A 20687-nucleotide genomic window follows, 5' to 3' on the forward strand; every position below is an offset into this window, starting at 1 on the left:
GCTAAAAGCAAATAGCTCATTAAGCTTACGTTAAACATCAGGTTTTCATCTGATTAATCACTTTCAATTAGAGTATAATTAAGTTGGGTTCTTTATTTTTGTCTCTTATATTTAGAGTACATTCTATACCTATCGCATGCTTAAATACCTACTTGGACTAACCGCTGTTTTATTTGCAGCTAGTACTTCATTCGCTCAATCAGCTGAGTTTTATACCAACCTCACCAACAACCAAAATTGTGGGGCTACGTCTGTCAACTTCACCCTTACCGATGAAACAGGAATTACCAGCTTTGATATCGATTTTGGCAATGGAGAAATAGACACTGGCCTTACCCCAAGTGGAGATGCTAATGCTGATGCGGGCACTTCCTATCTCAACCCTGGCAATTACACCGTAACCTTGACCATCAATGGAGGCAGCACAAGTTCTTCGGAAGTCATTACAATATTTGCCAAACCAGAGCCCGAGTTCGAAATCATCAACAACACTGCTACTAGCTGCATCGACGAGTCATTCACCGTCGACTTTGACTACACAGGCACAGTGCCTACTGGTGGTGGCGAAATTGTAAAATGGAATTGGGATTTTGGAGACATGACCGACCCAATCGAACTCCTAGCTGCAGACGGAAACAATGGAGATATCAGCTATACCTACAGCACATATGGTACATTCAATGTGTTAGTCAATGTAGTTGACGTGAATGGCTGTACCGAAAGCTTTTTCATTCCATTGGCTGTAAGCCTCTACCCTGAACCCACAGCAGATTTTGATATCGCATACGCAGATGAAAACTGTTCTTTCCCGCTTACGCTTAATCTCACCAATAACTCCACAGACGAGTTAGACGACATCAGTCAGTATAGCTGGACAATCACCGACACCAACACCAGCAGTGTAGTGGCTACCAGTACAGTAGAAAATCCTGACCTAGTACTCAACAGCGCAGGAAATTATGACATTACACTCGAAGTCAAAACCTCAAAAGGAGGTTGCACCGACGAAAGCACACAAAGTGTATCGTTCGTGAATAACACTTCATCCTTTACAGAGGATGCAGTAGAAACTTGTGAAGGTGGCACCATCAATTTTACCAATACCTCTACCGACGGCTTAGGAGGCATACCTAACGCCTACTTTTGGCAATTTGGAGATGGCACAGATAGCAACGAAGAAAACCCAAGCCACACGTATACCGACGCATCAGGCAGCCCATATACCGTATCGCTACAAGTCACCTTTAGCAATGGCTGTAAAGAAACAGTGACCATGACAGATTTGATCACCATCAATCCTGGCGTAGCACTTACACTCACCACAGACAAAGACGAACTGTGTGACACTACGCCCGTCACCTTTACTACTACAGGAGGAGCAGATACATACTCATGGGATTTTGACTACGATGGCATCACTCCAAATTTCGATCAACAATCTACTACAGAAAACATCCAATACGCCTACTTAGCTGAAGGCGAATATGACGTATATGTATCCGCTCAGACGAGCGATGGCTGCTCGTCAAGCACCCTACTGTCTGATCAAGCTGGTAATCCGACCATCAAAGTAGAGTTTCCCAAACCCGTATTCGAAATCACCGATGGCCAACAAGGCTGCATAGATCCCACACCTACTACAGCAGATTTTGATGCTACTCTGTCGAGCAACAGCTATCCGACAGGGTCTAATTTGATCACCAACTATGCTTGGGATTTCAATGACGACAACTCCGTGGATCAGTCTGGATCCAGCCCTTTAGCTAATGATATTATTTTTGACCAAGAAGGACGATATGATGTTCGGTTAACCATCACAACCGAGACCGGCTGTTTGGCAACAATCGTCTATGAAGATACCGTGATGAGAGGCTATACACCACAAGCCTCATTCGACATCACCTCTCCCACTACGCTCTGCGTAAATGATGCCGTGAGCGTACAAAACACCTCCATCCCCAACGGAGCCACACTCACACCCATCGACAGTTTGGTCTGGGATTGGGGAGATGGCTCTACTACCACTGGCACACCAGCACAGGTAGGCACCAGTGGTCATGTGTACGACGACGACACCCAATCCACCGACCCCACCGAATACGTGATCACGCTATATGCCTATAGCAATGGATGCGAAGACATATCAGCCTCACAATCGATAGAAATCAACCTGCCTATTGCTCGGTTTGACTACCCCAATATTGGCAATTGCTTTCCTGGCGTAGGCATTGATTTCGATGCTTCGGACAGCGAAGGCGTAGATGAATACCGATGGGATTTTGGAGATGGCAGTTACTACCCAGGGCCTACATCCGCAGAATACACCACTGGATCAGACCCTACTTTTATCGGACATAGATTCACGAAATTAGGAGAATTCACTGTTTCACTTTACGTAAAAAACAATAGCAGTGGATGTGAAGACTACTTTTCATCCCTCATTCCAGTCACTTTCGGCACACCGAGATTCTCTACAGTAGACGTCGAAGTATGTAAAGATGATGAAGAAGTAATTTTCACTAACACCTCTCTGTCCTACGCATCGAACCCCTCCTATTCGTGGGATTTTGGTGATGGAGCCACCCCTGCTACTTTCGACGGAGAAACCCCTCCTGCAGTAACATACGCCACAACCGGACTAAAAACCATCACACTCACAATGGATGAAAACAATGGGTGCAATATCAAACAAGAACAAAAAACAGCGTACATCGATGTACGTGGACCAGTGGCTAGCTTCACAGAGCTCTCAGACAATACAGACGACGACTACCAATGCCTAGACCCAGAGGAATCTATCGCATTCACCAGCACATCCAACGCCTCTACCAGTGCACAGCAACCCGACGACAACGAAAACACCAACATCGGGTGGAGTTGGAATTTTGGCGCAAGCGCTACCCCATCTACTACAGATGCCACCGACGAAAGTAGCATCGATGTACGATATAATACGCCAGGCCAAAAAGATGTATCGCTCACCGTCACAGATGATTGGGGATGCACAGACACCATGCTCGCCGAAAAGGAAATCAATATCCCTAACCCTACCGCTGCATTCAGCTATGCTTCTGGCAACTTGTGTACTGGCGAAGATTTATTAGTAACCAACGAATCGACCACAGACGGACTCACCACATTAGTAAGTTATCAATGGAGTACTGACGCTGACGGTACTATCACGGCTCCTACGTCCGCCGATCCTGGCATCATCACTTACGCTACTGCCGGAACGAAAACACTGACTTTGATTACCACCGATGACAAAGGGTGTGAAAACAGCGTTGCTCAGGCGTTTGAAGTCTATACTGCCGATGCAAGCTTCACCGACGATGGGGATGGCGGCTGCGCAGTAGCGACTATTAATTTCACCGACACTTCGAGCCCAGATGCAGGAATCGTAGCATGGCACTGGGATTTTGGAGATTCGTTTGGAGGTACCTCCAACGAGCAGAACCCTACTTATTCCTATGTGTATCCTGGCACTTACGATGTAGTGTTGACTACCACAAGCGCTGGAGGTTGTGAGGCGACCTCTTCGATTGAGACACTGACAGTGGCTGGCCCAGTGTATGACGACTTTACCTTCACTCCACTTGACGGCTGCCTAGGCGACACCGAGACCGACATCGAAGTTACCTTCACAGTCGTAGGCATGGACAATGTCAAAATTCTAAGAATCGACTTTGGTGATGGCTCACCAGTATATGAAGAATCTTTTGCCGATCCTGACAATCCCCCTAGCCCACACGATGTAGTGTATAGCTACAATCGCAGAGGTCTCTTTCAACCCAAATTGATTCTAGAAGATGACCCCAACAATCCAGAGTCTTGTGGCAAATTCATTTTCACCACAGACAACGAAATAAACATAAGCGAAGACCCACAGCCTGTATTTTCTTCAACTGCCATAAGTAATGAATCATGCGAAGACATTACGGTTGACTTCGAAGACATTACCCAAGAATCTGGTGGACTGATCGACGATAGATTTGAGATCGTAAGCTGGGCATGGGACTTCGGTGGTGATGGTAATTCGACAGATCAGAACCCCTCACATGCCTTCTCTAGTGCAGGCGACTATGATGTAACACTGACAGTGACCACTTCTGTAGGCTGTACCGGCACCACGAGCCAGACGATCACTGTAGACCCAGGACTCAATGACACCTCAGTAGCTTCGGACGAATCCATATGCGCTGGAGACACACCTACATTGGATGGACAAGCTGCAAGCGGTGGCAATGGCGCTTATGCATACCTATGGGAAACAAGCACCAACCAAACCAACTGGACAGACGCATCAGGCACCAACGATGGAGAAGACTACACCGTAGCCGCTACCGACCCGACCAGTCAGACAACAGACTATTATAGAAGAAAAACAACCTCTGTCAACTGTGAAATATATGGACCTACCTATTCGGTAAAGACAGACCCTACGACCATCGCAGGCACGCTAGATACTGATGCCAACGAATGCTTTGGCAACAACAGTAACACACTGATACTGAGCGGATACCGTGGAGCCATACTAGAATGGCAATCGTCGCCCGACAACTTCGTATCGACTACCACCACCATAGCCAATACCAGTGCAGAATATAGCTATACAGACATCACAGAGACCACTTACTATCGCGTGAGCGTGCAGAGTGGCACATGCCCTGGAGCATTTTCTAATGTAGTCACCATTTCGGTTCAAGACGAAATAACCGGCAACGTGATCAGTCCAGCATCTGTCGACATCTGCTCAGACAACGACCCTGCTGCGATCACACCCTCAGCAGCAGCTGGCGGCGATGGCAACTTTACCTATCAGTGGCAAGAAAGTACAGACGATACCAACTTTACCGACATCGGCGGCGCAACCAGTGAATCCTATGACCCAGGACTACTCACCACCACTACCTACTATCGCAGAGTCGTAACCTCCACGGGTACAATCGCCTGTGCAGTCATTAGCAACAGCATAGTGATCAACGTGACACCCGTACCAGACACTGGCCTCACCGTAACCAGCCCAGATGTATGCGACGATGAAGATGCCATCATTACCATAGAAAACTCACAAAACGGCTACACCTACGATGTCTTGAATGTAGACGCTGGAAATGCCAACGTAGGCAGTGGCACTGGAAACGACGGCACACTCAACATCACCGTACTGGAAGGCAATCTCCCTGACGGGGAATCCGTGTTCAACTATGTGATCAATGTATCTCTCGACGCTTGTACAGACGATGAATTCCCTGCGGGCTCACTCCAGATCAACGCCATCCCTACACTCACCTTGGGTGTAACCGACCTAGGCAATAGATGCGCAGGTGATGACCAGACAGTGACCATATCAGGAGCTCAATCTGGCTACACCTACGACATCCAAGACACAGACAATAGCAATCACATAGTAGCCAGCGGCACAGGTGCTGCAGGCGACCTAGACATTGTCATACCTAGCAGCGAGCTGCCTGCCACAGGCACTTTCAATTATCAAATTGCCGTGACCAATGGTGCTTGTGAAAGAGTACTAGACAATAGCGGATCATTCGATATCATCCCTATTCCAGACAATAGCATGGCTGTTTCGGACCCAACGGTCTGTAAAGAAAATCCATCACCTACTGTAGAGATTACAATAAACCCCACTTATGCAGACGTCTTTTATCAAGTCAGAGAAGATTTGGGTGATGTAGATGTAGCAGCTGCTCAGGAAGGCAACGGCGGCACATTGACTTTTGTCATTCCTGTTCCTGATGCGACTACTCTTTATAATATTTTGGCAACAGCCGAACCGATAGATGGAGAAAGCAACCCCTGCGAGGGCATAGAACTCACCGACAAGTCTACGGTAACGATCATCCCTATTCCAGCGACAGACTATACCGTCAGTGATCCTATCATTTGCGAAAACGAAGGAGACCTCACAGTCAACGTATCGGGCAGCGAAACGGACGTCAACTATTACCTAAGAGTAAAAGGTGACCCAACCAATCTCTTGACAGTAGCAGGTACAGGATCGGCTTTCGATTTTGTGCTATCTCCTGCGCCCACAGCCGACACCGACTACGAGGTAGTGGCGCAATCCGCCATCAGTTCTGACCTAGGTTTTTGTGCAGAGTACACACTTGCAGACGAGTCCAATGTACATGTCATTCCGATACCAGAGACAAGTGCGAGTATACTGAGTGTGAATGACTTCGAATACTGTGAAGAAGACGCAGCCGGCACACCTGATCTGGTATTTACAGTCTCCAATACAGAGATGGGTGTAAACTATACCTTGAGAGAAAGCGTTGCCATGACGGACATCGAGACACTGGCTGGCAATGGCTCAACAATCGCATTTACAGGGCAAACGGCACCGTCTGTCACCACGATCTATCAAGTGTATGCGCAAGCAGACGAATCTAGTGACGCAGGCCTGTGCTCAGAATACGTACTCGAAGACGAAGGAGTAGTGACAGTAGCGCCTATACCTGACAAACTAGTCGCAGCCGAAGATGCCTTTATCTGTATTGGCGACCCTGGAGAAATCCGAATCAACAGCCCAGAGGCTTTCGTGTCTTATCAGCTGATACGCCTCGGTGACCTGACTCCGGTAGGCCCTCCAATAGCCACCACCAACACAGACCCGATAGCCTTCCCTATCGCTATTGTAACGACCACTACCTACAAAATAGAAGCTACTTCAACTATTGTGGGAGGTTGTGACGCCGTCGAATTGGACAAAGAACCAGTGGCCACCATCATCCCTAGGCCTGATGCTTCGGTAGACTTTACTACACCTGACGACACGTATTGCGATGGAACTGAGATTACATTCAGTATAGAGACGGCTTCAGGCGTATCTTATCAACCTTACAAAGACGGTGTGCTCTTCGGGTCTGCGATTTCTGGATCGGGAGCCACAGAAACTTTCACAGATACACCTGCGGAGTCTGCACTATACACCGTAGTCGCCACTCCCATCCAGCAAAATAGCGATGGGGTGAATTGTGGATCAATTCAACTCACCGATGTCGTAGACATCACGATCGTTGGTCCCATTGTGTTCAACGTTCAGCCGACTGATCAAACCCTTTGTAGTGCTACGGACACCGAATTTGTGGCAGCTGTAGAAAACACAGGCGACGGCGGATCACCCGATTTGCAATGGCAAGTAGACACTGGAAGTGGGTATGGAGACATCACCGACGATGCCATCTACACAGGTAGCCAAACCGAGACACTTGTGATAGACAACACAGCAGGACTCGATGGCAACAGCTATCAGCTAGTTGCCTCGATCGATGCTTGTCAGGTCACATCTGCCCCAGCAGTATTAAATATCTCCGCCCTACCTAATGAAACTGGTATGTCAGTCTCTGCGGACGACATCTGTCTGGGTGAAGATGTGTTGGTGACTGTCTCAGGACCAAACATCGCCGATGGCGACTATACACTACATTATCAAGTCAGTCAAGACAATACCATCCCGACCACTACGGTAGCTGTCACTTTCACGGGCAACGTAGCCAGCTTCACCATAGCAGGAGCAGACTTACCCAATCCAGGCGACATTTCTATCTTCATCAGCGAAATTGATTTCACCACGGGCCAATCATGCGGTGTGAGCTTACTGATTGAAACAAACGTCATCATCTATCCTCTACCAGATGCTACTGCCCTAGGACTGACGATGGAGAGTGTATGCCTTGGCAATGACCCTACCGTGAATATCGATGGAAGCCTAATCACAGGCGAATATATATTCACCTATGACTTGAATGGTGACAATACAGCAACTGGTGTCAATTCTAGTGCCGTAGCCATCGTAAATGGTGTAGGCTCATTTGGTATTGCTGGCGGTACACTACTGAGCGGCACGACTACACTCACCATCACAGACATCGCCTTTACTACCGATGAATTGTGTGCGATCGGTGAGGTCAACACCTCCACCACATTCGATATCATAGATGCACCCGACAAGACTACCCCTACTTTTGATCCTACACCACTTTATGTATGCGAAGGTGATGCTGGAGAAATCACCATGCATGATTCAGAGCTAGGTGTCAAATATCAATTGAGAGACGGTACGACCAATATTGGACTTCCTATACCAGGCAATGATGGCGACATCGTATTCAGTGTATCTCCTACTGCAGACGTGACCTACAACGTAGTAGCCACTTCTACAAAAGTAAGCGGTACCTGTAATGGTGTCACCTTAGACAACGCACCGAGTGCCGTAGTGATACTCACTCCGGCTTCCACACTCGCCGTCACCAGCGATATAGACAAAACCTGCTACGGTGAGCCAGCTACCATCTCGGTGGCCAACACCCAAGTGGGCGTGACCTATCAGCTACAAGTGAATGGTACGGATGTACCAGGTTTTACCTTCGCAGGTACAGGTAGCGACGAATCTTTTGCTGGCACACCATCCAAGTCTGGCACCTACACCGTCTCAGCTACTCCTACTCAATCCAACAGCGACGGAGCTACTTGTCCGAGTGTAGGGCTATTTGACGTAGTGACCATCGAGGTAGAAGGACCTATCGAGATTACTAAGCAGCCAGAAAGCATCACCCTTTGTACTAGCGAAACTACCAATACTTTCTCTGCAGACGTAGTGAATAATGGAGCAGGGGGCACACCGTCGTTCCAATGGCAATCGAGCCCAGACAATGTCACTTACAGTGACCTCTCTAACGATGCCGTATATGCCAATACCAACACAGAGACCTTATCGATATTGGACAATACTGGACTCAGCGGCACGTATTACCAATTGGAAATCACCACCTCAGAGTGTTCTCTGGTATCAGACGCAGCTTTGCTAACACTGACCAGTATTCCTGACGTGACGGATTTGATCATCAGCACAGACAATATCTGTATCGGAAGTGACCTGCTCGTGTCTATAGCTGGCAACTTAGTAGACGCTACTTATCTGATGACGTATACCGTGACAGGTAGCAATTTGGTATCCCCTACGCAAAAAATCGTCACCATCAACTCTGGCGACGGCTCGGGCAGCTTCAGCATAGCATCGGATAAATTCACCAATACAGGTGCGGGCGTAGTGTCGATCACCAAAATCGACTATACCGGAGGTGAGCACTGCAGCGTACTCAATGTATTCGCCAACAGCTCCTTTGAAGTAGAACCAGTTCCTGACGTAGGCGGCGTGGATGTCAGCATTCCAGATATCTGTCTTGGCGCTGACGCTAATATCACGGTCAACGGAAGTCTTACCGATGGTGTATATCAGTTCGTTTATGATCTGTCTGGAGACAATGTGGCTACAGACCAAACCGAAGATCTCATCGTATCTGCAGGTACTGGTACTGCCATTATCCCGGCGGCACAGTTGACCAATGCAGGCACTACTACAGTTGTATTCAAAGACATTTATTACAATACAGGTGAAAAATGCAACACGATCATTACCAGCATGTATGCGCAAGATTTTGCAGTAGTAGCAGATCCTACTTTGACTACCGAAACACTAAACGATCCTACCATATGTGTGGGTGAAGCCCTAAGCATCGAATTGAGCAACTATCAAACAGGTGTGGATTATTACATCACTCGAAATAGCGACGATGTACAAGTCAGTGAGATACGCAATGCCTCAGACGACATGGGTGGTTTATTGGTATTTGCGATATCACCTACGCCTACGGTTTCTACTACTTACAACCTGGTTGGCTATGCCAATACCACTGGTGAAACTTGCACCCCAGTAGAACTAACCACTACTGATGCGACTGTAGTACCAATACCTGACACTGGACTGACAGTAGACGCCTCTGACAACGATATTTGCGAAAGCGAAGGCGTGACAATCACAGTCAATGGTACAGATCCTGAGGTGATTTACCAACTGCAGGCAGACAAGGTGAATGTACCTGGTGCTACCATTCAGGAGGCTACACCTGGCAACTATGATTTCCCAGAGCAATTCCCTACGAGCACCACTACCTATAGAGTGACTGCGACACCATTCGTAGGAGGAGCAGCCACTTGCGATACACAACTGCTTGCCGATACCGAAGAAGTAACAGTTGACGGCCCGATCACCATCAACACGCAGCCGATTGATGTAGTCGCTTGTACAGGTGAGACAGTCGCATTTACTTCAAATATTTCCGTTCCTTCTGGCTCTATAGCCTACCAGTGGCAAGAAAACGATGGTGGTACTTTCCAAGACGTGAGTGACGATGCCTTTTATAGCGGAGCCACTACACCTACTTTGACCATCTCAAATATCAGTGCACAAAACGGATACAAATACAGACTGTCGATTACCACGGCAGCATGTAGTGCTGTACTGACTGATGAAGCGACACTACAGATTACACCTACTCCACCAAATCCTGTAGATTTTGCACCATTCACAATCGCCGATGTCTGCGAAGGCACCGATGCCACGGTAGATTTTGGCAGCAACTTGACTGAAGGGTCTTATCAATTCACTTACAGTCTAACCAACAATACCAATCAAGACGTAATAGTAGCTGTGGATGGCAGTGGAAATGGTCAATTCATCATCTCCAACACCTTGCTTACTGACATCACCAACTATACTGTCACGGTACTCAATGTCGGGGCAAGCGTTGGTACCTGTGAGCAGACCAACATCAACACGCCAGTTACCAACTCTTTCGATGTGTTGGCAATCCCAGTAACAAGCAACTTGCAGGTCACCATAGACAATATCTGCAACTACACCACCGATGCTACGGTAGCTATCACAGGTGAACTTGAGGCAGGCATCTATGACATCACCTACGATTTGGCTGGAGCCAATATAGCTACAGATCAAATAGCCAACGACGTAAGCATCAACGCTTCAGGCGAGGGCACCTTCCTGATCTCATCAGGCGACCTTCCCAATACAGGCAATACAATCGTGACCCTCACGGAGGTAGCACAAAGCGATGGCAGTTGTCCAGTCATTGGTTTGGATGTTTCTGATAACTTCCATCGAACACCCGCGCCAAACACGACCAATCAAGTACTGTCTCAGCCTGTATTCTGTGAAGGTGAAAACTTCGACATCACCATGACCAACAGTCAGTTGCAGGTAAACTACCAATTGAGAGATGCTGCCGTATCCAATGTAGGTGCACTGGTACCAGGTACAGGTGGCAAAATCACATTTGCAGGTGTCACTACTGGAGCAGGCGTCTATACTGTAGAGGCGATCCCTAACCCTGTAGCTACTGTTACACCCGTTTGTACTTCTTCTATACTTACCGCCACCAGTACAGCAACCGAAATACCTGCGCCTGACAACAGTTTGGTAGTAACCACTGATGATGCAGACAATATCGTTTGCGACGGCGACGCAGTCCTACTCACTGTAGAGTCTTCCCAAGCAGAGATATGGTACGATTTGTACGACAATACCAATCCTGAAGATCCTCAGTTGATTGGAGGTTTGCTAGGTACTAATGGTAACATCACTGCCACAGTCACTCCTACTACCGATCCTACGATCTACTTGATCCAAGCCACTCCAAATGTACTCAACTCCAATGGTGTACAATGTACCACGCTAGACTTGACAACGGAGCCTTCGATCCAGGTACGTGGCCCACTAACGATCAACAATCAACCTGCAGACTACATCGTGTGTGGTGAAACCGCTGAGTTCAGCATCGACGTGGACAACACAGGCTTTGGTACAGTTACCTATCAGTGGTACAGGCTAGATGATGCCGACTTGATGACGCCTATCTTGCTTTCAGACGCTGGCGACTTCAACAATACCACCACCGCAACATTGAATATCATCACCAATGCCTCTACTTATAGCGCAGATCAGTTCTATGTAGAAATGCAGATTGATGGTGAGTGTCCTCAAAACTCTGAAACGGCTACCTTATCCGCCACCTCATTGCCAGTTACAACTGGTATGACTGCTACGGTAGCAGACATCTGTTTGGGCAGCCGCGCGACGGTCAACCTCACCAGTTCTTTGGTAGCAGGCAGCTACAACTTCACCTACAACCTAGGTGGTGCCAACAGCGCAACAGATCAAGTGGCCACCAACATCGTAATCAATGCGACTGGCACAGGTCTATTTAGAATCCCTGAGGCTAGCCTTGCACTAGATGGCACTACAGCGATCACGATCACAGCCGTGAGCTATGCTGGCGGAGCAGGTTGTGTATCTTCTGGTCTATCAGTCCTCGACTTATTCGATGTAGAGCCGCTTCCTGAAACCAGCACCTTAGCTGTGACAGTAGAAAACACATGCTTGAAAGAAGATGCCACAGCTACTATCGCTAGCAACCTCATCGATGGTGCTTACACGATCTCTTATACACTCAGCGGAGCGAATACAGGCAACTACGACGTAGTAGCAAACCTTACCAATAGTGACGGGTCTGGTAGTTTCACCATTCCGAAAATTAGAGTAAGCCAAGCGGGTACAACTACCCTCACAGTGACTGACATCCAATTCAACAATGGACAAGCCTGTAGCACCAGTGGTACACTATCTACAGATGATTTCGACATGGAAGCGCTACCCAACGTATCTGCCATGACATTGGCTGTAGCCAATGTCTGTGAAAGCGAAGATGCTACCGTAATGCTGAATAGCAGCCTAGACATGGGAGATTATACCATGAGCTATATCTTGTATGGATCTAATGCTTACGCTAATACTGAAGTCGTGAGTATTGACGCAAGTGGAAATGGAACAATCATCATCCCTACAGCCGAACTGACTACAGCTGGGGACATGACCATTTCCATACAAAGCATTGCTACTACACAAGGCAACCTTTGCTCTCAGTCTGGATTAGCCATCAATGCCAACTTCACTGTAGAAGACCTGCCAAACACCGCAGGACTCACCCTCTTAATCGATGATACTTGCCAAGGAGAATCCACTACGGTGATCCTTACAAGCAACTTGGTAGATGGAGACTACGAGCTGACCTACCGTCTGTTTGGAGCCAATTCGACTATTGTCAAAACTATCGTAGCGAAGGTAGTATCGGGCAATGGCAACATCAGCTTTACACTACCGGGCACTTGGCTACCCCATGCAGGACTGACCAATATTGGTATCTCAGCCATCGAATTTACTGACGGACAGCAGTGCAGCGTGAGCGAAGACTTCCAAGGCAGCTTCAATGTAGAAGCCTTGCCTGCTACAGATGATCTGACGCTTGCAGCAGACAATACTTGCCTAGGCGACCCTACACAAGTACAGGGCACAAGTACGAGCTTGGTAGATGATACTTATCTATTGACTTATAATCTGTCTGGTGCCAATGTATCCTCTGATCATACCATAGCCGTAGCAGTGACTAGTGGTGATTTCAATTTTGAAATTCCCGCTTCTCAGCTTACACTCCCTGGCGCTAATGTGATACGGATCACCAACATCGAATTACAATCTGGCTTAAACTGCGGCAGCAGTGCTGCCACAATCTCAGCCGCATTCGACGTGAACGAAGCGCCAGATGTATCTGGTGTCACTTGGACAGTAGAAAGCCCTATGTGTCGAAACAACGCCCCACTACTCACTATAGGAGGACTGGAAGCATCTACCTACTACAGTATTACCTTCGATAAAAATGGTACCGAAACTACTGAAATGATCACAACTGATGGAAGTGGGTCGTCAGACCTGACGACCGACGTATTGATCGCAGATGGTACTTACGAACTGATCAGCGTGAGCTTCGACGACGGAGACACGCAATGTAACAGCAGCCTCACTCGATCAGCTACCTCGGATGTAGGTTGTGCACCTATCAGCCAAGACGCTACCGTGGAGGGCATCGAAGACAACCTGACGGTTTTCTTCAACCATGACTTTTATTTCGAAGACCCTGACAATGACGCCTTGAAAGGAGTGGTGATAACTACCCTACCAAGCAAGGGCTTGCTCTTCTACTCCGGTGTGGTCGTGACTATGGCAGACGTAGTCACCAAGACGACCTACCCACAGCGCAACCTGTTTAGGTACTTTCCGAGCTTCGATGGCAACGGTGCGCCATTCGATAGTTTCACCTTCAAGGTGAGAGATGTATCAGGTGATGTAGACACAGAATACAGTGTAGCGGATTATACGATGTCTATAAACATCATAAGTCAGGAAGATGCACCTACCGTAAGCGATGTCTTGAAAACGACACAAGAAGAAACAACGCTCACTTTTGCTGCATCAGACTTTACGGCTAGCTATTCAGACACAGAAGGTGATCCTTTGCTAGAAATCAAGTTTAATGACTTACCAACAGTAGAAGGTACTTTGAAATTGAACGGATCATCCATCGTTGCTGATCAATCTATCCCATTGGCTCAAGCCAACTTAATCACCTTCGACCCTGCTACCAATATCATTGGCGAAGTCAGGTTCAAATGGTGGGGATCTGATGGCTCTTCATATTCGCAGGAACCTGCCGATGTCATCATCACTGTAGAACCAGTAAACGATGCACCAATTGCCATCGACGATTTCAACAATGTGAATGGCACCAATGCCGTATCGGGCGATGTATCGCTCAATGATTACGACCCTGAAGGCAATGACTTGGCTTTTATGCTAGTGACACCTCCAGAAAATGGTATACTAACATTCAATACCAATGGAACCTATACCTATGTAGCCAATTCAGGATATAATGGCAACGATACCTTTACCTATCAAGTATGTGACCTACCTCCTGCTCCACAAGCGTCATTGTGCGACGAAGGGCTAGTCACCATAGCAGTCACAGCCATTCTACTAGATACAGATCATGACGGTATCCTCGATATCATAGAAGTAGGCCCAGACCCTAGCAATCCTATTGATACGGATGGTGACGGCTCCCCTGACTACAATGACAAGGATGCGGACAATGATGGTATAGCAGATTTCTTCGAATACAAAACAGATAACTTCGGCATCGGTGGTCGGGTGAATGCCCCTGCCAATGTGTTGATTCCGAGGGATTCGGATGGTGATGGCACGCCAGATTACCTAGACTCCGACTCCGACAACGATGGTGCACTGGATATGGAGGAAAGTGGAAATGGACTACCTGTAGGTACCGACTCCGATGGAGATGGCATAGACGATGCTTTTGAGGACCCTAGCGGTAGCTCAAACAATCTGTCTCGAAACCCAAGAGATACAGATGGAGACGGCATTCCTGATTATACTGACGATGACGACGACAATGACAGTATTCTGACCATCAATGAAGATCTAGACAAAAATGGAAGTCCTATCGGGGAAGATACCGATGGAGATGGCATTGAAAACTACAGAGACAATGATGATGATAATGACCTGGTTCTAACCATCAATGAAGACATAGATGGAGATGGCAATCCGCTCGATGACGACACCGATGGAGATGGTATTGTCAACTATCTTGACGATGACGATGATGGAGATACCGTGCTTACACGAGATGAAGACATCAATGTCAACGGGCTACTCGTCCTAGAGACTTATCCTTGGTTCAACGATGATGGCACTTGGGCTGCAGCAGATGGAGACCCTAGAAACGACGATACCGACCTAGATGGCATCCCTAACTACCTAGATGAAGACGATGATGCCGATGGTATACTTACAAAAGATGAAGATGTGAATGGCAACGGAGATCCAAAAGATGACGATGAAGATGGAGACACTAAGCCAAACTACCTTGATAACTCTGACGATGAAGACGGAGATGGACTCCCTGATATCGAGGAATGCAGTCAGGGCGACAGTCCCACTGGATGCGACTGCGATAACGATGGTATTCCAAACTTCATAGATGCCTATGACGATTGTGGTGGTGCGTCGCTCCAGATTCCGAATGTATTCACACCAAATGGAGATGGATCTAACGACACCTGGCGAATACCGCTGATAGACGATCCGCTCTATGCGAACAATACCGTACAGATATTCAATCGCTGGGGTAGTAAAGTATATGAAGCCGACAACTATGAAAATGCCAATGTAGTATTTGATGGAACGGCCAACTCTGGCTTAGTTCCAGGAGGAGAAGAGCTGCCTGATGGCACCTACTTCTACATTGTAACCTTGAAGGATCAAGGGGAAAGTTTATCAGGTTATGTTGTAATTAAGAGATAAGAGGAGAGATGAAAGCATTTAAAAACACGATACAAGCCGCCTTCCTTTTAGCAATAACATTGCTAAGTACCGTCTCTTTGGCACAGCAGCAAGGCATGTTTACCCAGTATATGTTCAACGGTCTGGCGATCAACCCTGCCTATGCAGGCAGCCACGAAACGCTAAGTTTGACAGCTCTCACCCGATATCAATGGGTGGGAATCGATGGAGCTCCCAACACACAATCTTTCTCGGCACATGCGCCGATCAAGAAAGAGCAAATAGCACTTGGGCTACAGCTATTCAATGATGATATTGGTGTGTCCAAAACTTTCAACATGTTTGCCGCCGCAGCTTACCGCATCAACTTCGACAAGACTACTTTATCATTGGGTTTACAGTTGGGCTTTAGTAGTTACAAATCGAACGTATCTACGCTAAATCCAATTTGGGACAACAATGACATTGCGCTAAGCGAAGATGTACGAGAGCCTTTCAAACCCAATATGGGAACTGGAGCATACTACTACGGTGACCGTTTCTACCTGGGGCTGTCTCTGCCTACCCTCTTCAATGCTACCATTAATAGTTTTGAAATAGAAGATACTGGCTTGACATATGAAAGCGGTACTTCCCGACGTCACGTATTTTTGACGGGCGGATATGTATTCGATCTAGGTCACCATTTCAAACTAAAGCCAAGTGGATTGATCAAATACGTAGCAGGTGCGCCCATCCAAATGGACATCAACTTAAACTTACTCATAGACGAAGTGATCTGGGTAGGTACTTCGTATCGTTCAGGAGAAAGTTTGGACTTCTTGCTTGAACTTCAACTGACAAGTAGCCTGCGGTTCGGTTATGCCTACGACTACATACTCAACGACATCAACATGATCAGCTCTGGCTCTCACGAGCTCATGCTCAACTACCGAATCGAATTCAAAAAAGACAGAGTAACCTCACCACGATACTTTTAACCTAAGGGTACATCGCTATTATTATGAAAGAATATATACTTGTTTGTTGCCTAATCATCGCATCGCTCACCGCACAAGGACAATATGCCGATATCAAATACATTGGGAAATCTAGTCTAGCCAAAGGAGATGCAGAAGTGGCCAATGGCTCTTATGCTGCCTCAATCAAATACTATAAAATGGCTACCGAAGAGGAACCCACCAATGCCGATGCACAATTGAAATTAGCCAAAAGCTATTGGAAGATCAATGATATGCTCAATGCAGAAAAAGCACTGGCAGCCTATATCAAACTGCAAGACGAATTTGACCCTGAAATTATACGAGAGTATATAGAAGCGCTGGCGAGCAATAAAAACTATGACAAAATCAAACCTTGGGTAGCAAAGTATCAGGCCAAAGCCAAAGAAAGTGGTATCCGCATAGATCGACTTGATGCCTTCAGCAATGTAGAGCAGTTCAACAAAGACAGCAAGTACTACACCGTCTCTCACCTGACCGTAGCCAACGACTGGTCAGACATGGCACCTACCTACTACAAAGAAGGCTATTTGTTTATCTCCGATCGCCATGAAAAGGTAGTGATTCGGAGCAAAACGAAGAAGACTCAATCGAACTACTTAGACATCTATTACACAAAAAAAAGACCTGACGGTGGCTATATGAAGCCTAACCGGTTACAAAAGAAAATAAATACCAAGTATCATGAAGGGCCACTCTGCACTTATCAAAACAACTCCAAAGTAGTATTGACACGCAACAACCTAAACGATAAAAAGAAAGCGCAACGCAGTCGTACGGACGATCAAAACAAGCTCAACTTATACTTTGCAGAAATTGAAAATGACAACATCAAAAATATCAGCCAGTTTCAATACAACAGCCCAGAATACAACAATGCACACCCTGCCGTAGCCGAAGATGGTTCGTATATGATCTACGCTTCTGATCAGCCTGGAGGACTGGGAGGTGCAGACTTATACATCACCTACGCTACAGCCGATGGCGGCTGGTCTGAACCAGAAAACCTAGGATCAAAAGTAAACACCAAAGGCAGCGAACTATACCCTTCCCTGACGGGTAATGTACTCTATTTCGCATCAAACGGTCAGCCTGGGCTTGGTGGCATGGATGTCTACAAAACGGTACTCACTGGCAAGGAACCTGGTAAGGTGACCAACCTCGGTAGTCCGGTCAATTCAAGTAAAGACGACTTTGGTTTGATTACCAAAACTGGGCGTGAAGGGTACTTCGTCTCTAATAGAAGAAATGAGCTCTATGACGTGATCTATAGCTATACCTATACCAAGAAAACCGACGACAAACTCATTGCTCATGTATACGCGATCGACACTATTTCCAATCAAGTGCTATCCAATACCGCTATCAATGTAGTAGATACCAGAAACAATCAATTTCTAGCTCCCTTCGAAGTGCGTAGCGATACTTTCACTTATGTATTGGATACTGGGGTAGAATATTCGGTGATAGCCGCCAGACAGCAGTATTTTACAAACCAAAAAGTATTCTTCTCAGGTAGTGAAATCAATGACGAATTAGACTGGCCTGTACCATTGGACTCCATGGCTGTTGGCAAATCAATCAGACTCGATGACATCTACTATGATTTCGACAAAGCAACTCTTCGAGATTCTTCGAAATATCAGCTCAATTACCTGATAGTGATGCTACAAGACAACCCAACTATGAAAGCAGAGCTACACTCACATACGGATACTCGAGGTTCTGAAAGCTACAATATGAAACTCTCAAAGAAAAGAGCAAAATCAGTAGTAGACTACATGGTCACGGCTGGCATCAACAAAGATCGTTTGGTTCCTGTGGGTTTTGGAGAATCTAAACCTTTGGTAGACTGCGCCCCAGGTGAATGCACCGAAGAGGACCACCAACTCAACAGAAGAACGGAACTATTAGTCACTGACTTGTAGTCTAGTCTACCCCTTATTAGTTTGTCTTAACGTTTAAAACTAGATCTTATAATTACTACGAGCTGAAATAGTACAACTTGACACAAAAAAGGCGCTCTCAATATTGATTATTGAGAGCGCCTTTTTTTACGCATAAGCTGTTTTAATTATTCAATACCCTGACAGCTCATCGCCCACTCAATGTATTGTTCTTGGTTTTCTTCAAAGCTCTCTGGTTTTGCTTGTGCAAAAAACAGATAGTGCACAGGATTAAACTTGTTTTTGGCCACTACAGCATAGATCATTTCTTCTCCAGCTTGCGCTTCATAAGTATCCCACCAAGCAAAGCCATTTTCATCTTCGCCGTCTACTACTTTTTCCCAGTTTTTTTCAGGAATACCTGTTTCGTTTACAGCAAAGTTCACAATGTTTGCTCTAGTGTACTGCTCTCCAGTAAAAGCATAGGCATTGATTTTAGTCTTGGTTTCACCATTGAAGCCTTCTATTTTTGCATACCCTTCAGTTTCTAATAATTTGAACCCAAAACCTTGAGGAATCGACATGTCAAATTTATAATCCTTAGTATTGATGTTGCTTTGTGCAAAAGCAAACAAAGCATAAAAAACAAGGGCAAGAGATAATACGGTCTTTTTCATAATTTAAGTTTAATTGATTTTCCAGTTAGGTGCTTTACCCAGACAATAAAGCTATTCATTTTTCTTATGGTACAAAAACAATTTTCCCTTTCACTTTTTTCAGTTTAAGCTCGTGCATCGCTTCGGCTACTTTCTCTAATGGGTATTGCTGATACACTTGTGCATGTACCTTTCCTTCTTCCAGCCACTGGACAATAGTCTTAAAATTATCAGCATTCTCCTGTGGCTCGTTCCTAAAAAAACCACCCCAAAACACACCCACAATCGAGCAACCCTTCAGTAAGGGCAAGTTCATCGGGATTTTGGGTATCTCCCCTGCGGCAAAACCAACCACCAGATAGCGACCTTTCCACGCAATAGCACGCAAGGCTGGCTCGGCAAATCGATCGCCCACAGGATCATATATCACATCTACTCCTTTGCCGTTGGTCAATGCCTTGGCCTGTTCCTTTAGATCCTCTTTCGAGTAATTGATCGTCAGATCCGCTCCAATCGATTGACAATAAGCCAATTTCTCATCGGTACTTGCTGCAGCAATTACAGTAGCTCCTAGTGCTTTGCCTATCTGAATAGCTGCCGTACCCACACCGCCAGCGGCTCCCAATACAAGCAGCGTTTCTCCTGTCTGCAACTGCGCTCTATTCACCAGCGCATGATAGGATGTACCAAAGGTCATCATAGTAGCTGCCGCCTGCACAAAATCGATACTATCTGGCAGCGGAAAGACATTGGTGGCTTTTCCTCTCACCTCTTCTGCAAATCCACCCCAACCCGTACCAGCCATTACTCGATCGCCTACTTGAAGGTGGGGCACGCCCTCACCTACAGACTTAATCACTCCTGCCACTTCTCCTCCTGGAGAAAATGGCATCTCGGGCTGAAACTGATATTTACCCTCTATAATCAAGGTATCTGGAAAATTGAGGCCACTGGCCTTTACTGAAATAATCACTTCTCCTATATCGGGAACGAGCGATTCTGTTTCTTTCACCACCAGATTTTCAGGAGGCCCATAAGATTCGCATAATACTGCTTTCATGTTCTG

General features: G+C 46.6%; 5 protein-coding genes. 3 read left to right on the forward strand and 2 right to left on the reverse strand.

Translation table 11 applies throughout. From position 1 onward, the window contains the following. The first annotated feature begins 136 nt into the window (after positions 1-136). Genes N7E81_RS16455 through N7E81_RS16465 form a run of 3 tightly spaced genes read left to right on the forward strand, consistent with a single transcriptional unit; the run spans position 137 to position 19007 of the window. Positions 137-16099, forward strand: coding sequence for a PKD domain-containing protein (locus tag N7E81_RS16455; protein WP_263050691.1), 15963 nt, complete (start codon positions 137-139; stop codon positions 16097-16099). Positions 16100-16107: 8 nt separating this feature from the next. Beyond that, positions 16108-17058 (forward strand): PorP/SprF family type IX secretion system membrane protein, encoded by a 951-nt coding sequence (locus tag N7E81_RS16460; RefSeq protein ID WP_263050692.1) that lies wholly within the window; start codon positions 16108-16110, stop codon positions 17056-17058. Between the two features lie 23 nt (positions 17059-17081). After that, the gene (locus N7E81_RS16465) at positions 17082-19007 is read left to right on the forward strand and encodes an OmpA family protein (protein ID WP_263050693.1); all 1926 of its coding nucleotides are present in this window, start codon (positions 17082-17084) and stop codon (positions 19005-19007) included. Between the two features lie 146 nt (positions 19008-19153). Here N7E81_RS16465 and N7E81_RS16470 read toward each other — a convergent pair whose 3' ends face one another. Together N7E81_RS16470 and N7E81_RS16475 are read right to left on the reverse strand one after the other, a co-directional pair. After that, positions 19154-19642 carry a hypothetical protein gene (locus N7E81_RS16470; RefSeq protein ID WP_263050694.1) on the reverse strand — a complete coding sequence of 163 codons (489 nt, stop codon included), beginning with the start codon at positions 19640-19642 and terminating at the stop codon, positions 19154-19156. Positions 19643-19706: 64 nt separating this feature from the next. Then, complete coding sequence (locus N7E81_RS16475; protein ID WP_263050695.1) at positions 19707-20681, reverse strand: NADPH:quinone oxidoreductase family protein; 975 nt, start codon at positions 20679-20681, stop codon at positions 19707-19709. Positions 20682-20687 lie beyond the last annotated feature (6 nt).

The sequence above is a fragment of the Reichenbachiella carrageenanivorans genome (assembly GCF_025639805.1).
GTDB lineage: Bacteria > Bacteroidota > Bacteroidia > Cytophagales > Cyclobacteriaceae > Reichenbachiella > Reichenbachiella carrageenanivorans.

Coding starts and splice junctions, on each gene's coding strand:
- N7E81_RS16455 (WP_263050691.1), top strand. CDS start 137: ATGCTTAAATACCTACTTGGACTAACCGCTGTTTTATTTGCAGCTAGT.
- N7E81_RS16460 (WP_263050692.1), top strand. CDS start 16,108: ATGAAAGCATTTAAAAACACGATACAAGCCGCCTTCCTTTTAGCAATA.
- N7E81_RS16465 (WP_263050693.1), top strand. CDS start 17,082: ATGAAAGAATATATACTTGTTTGTTGCCTAATCATCGCATCGCTCACC.
- N7E81_RS16470 (WP_263050694.1), bottom strand. CDS start 19,642: ATGAAAAAGACCGTATTATCTCTTGCCCTTGTTTTTTATGCTTTGTTT.
- N7E81_RS16475 (WP_263050695.1), bottom strand. CDS start 20,681: ATGAAAGCAGTATTATGCGAATCTTATGGGCCTCCTGAAAATCTGGTG.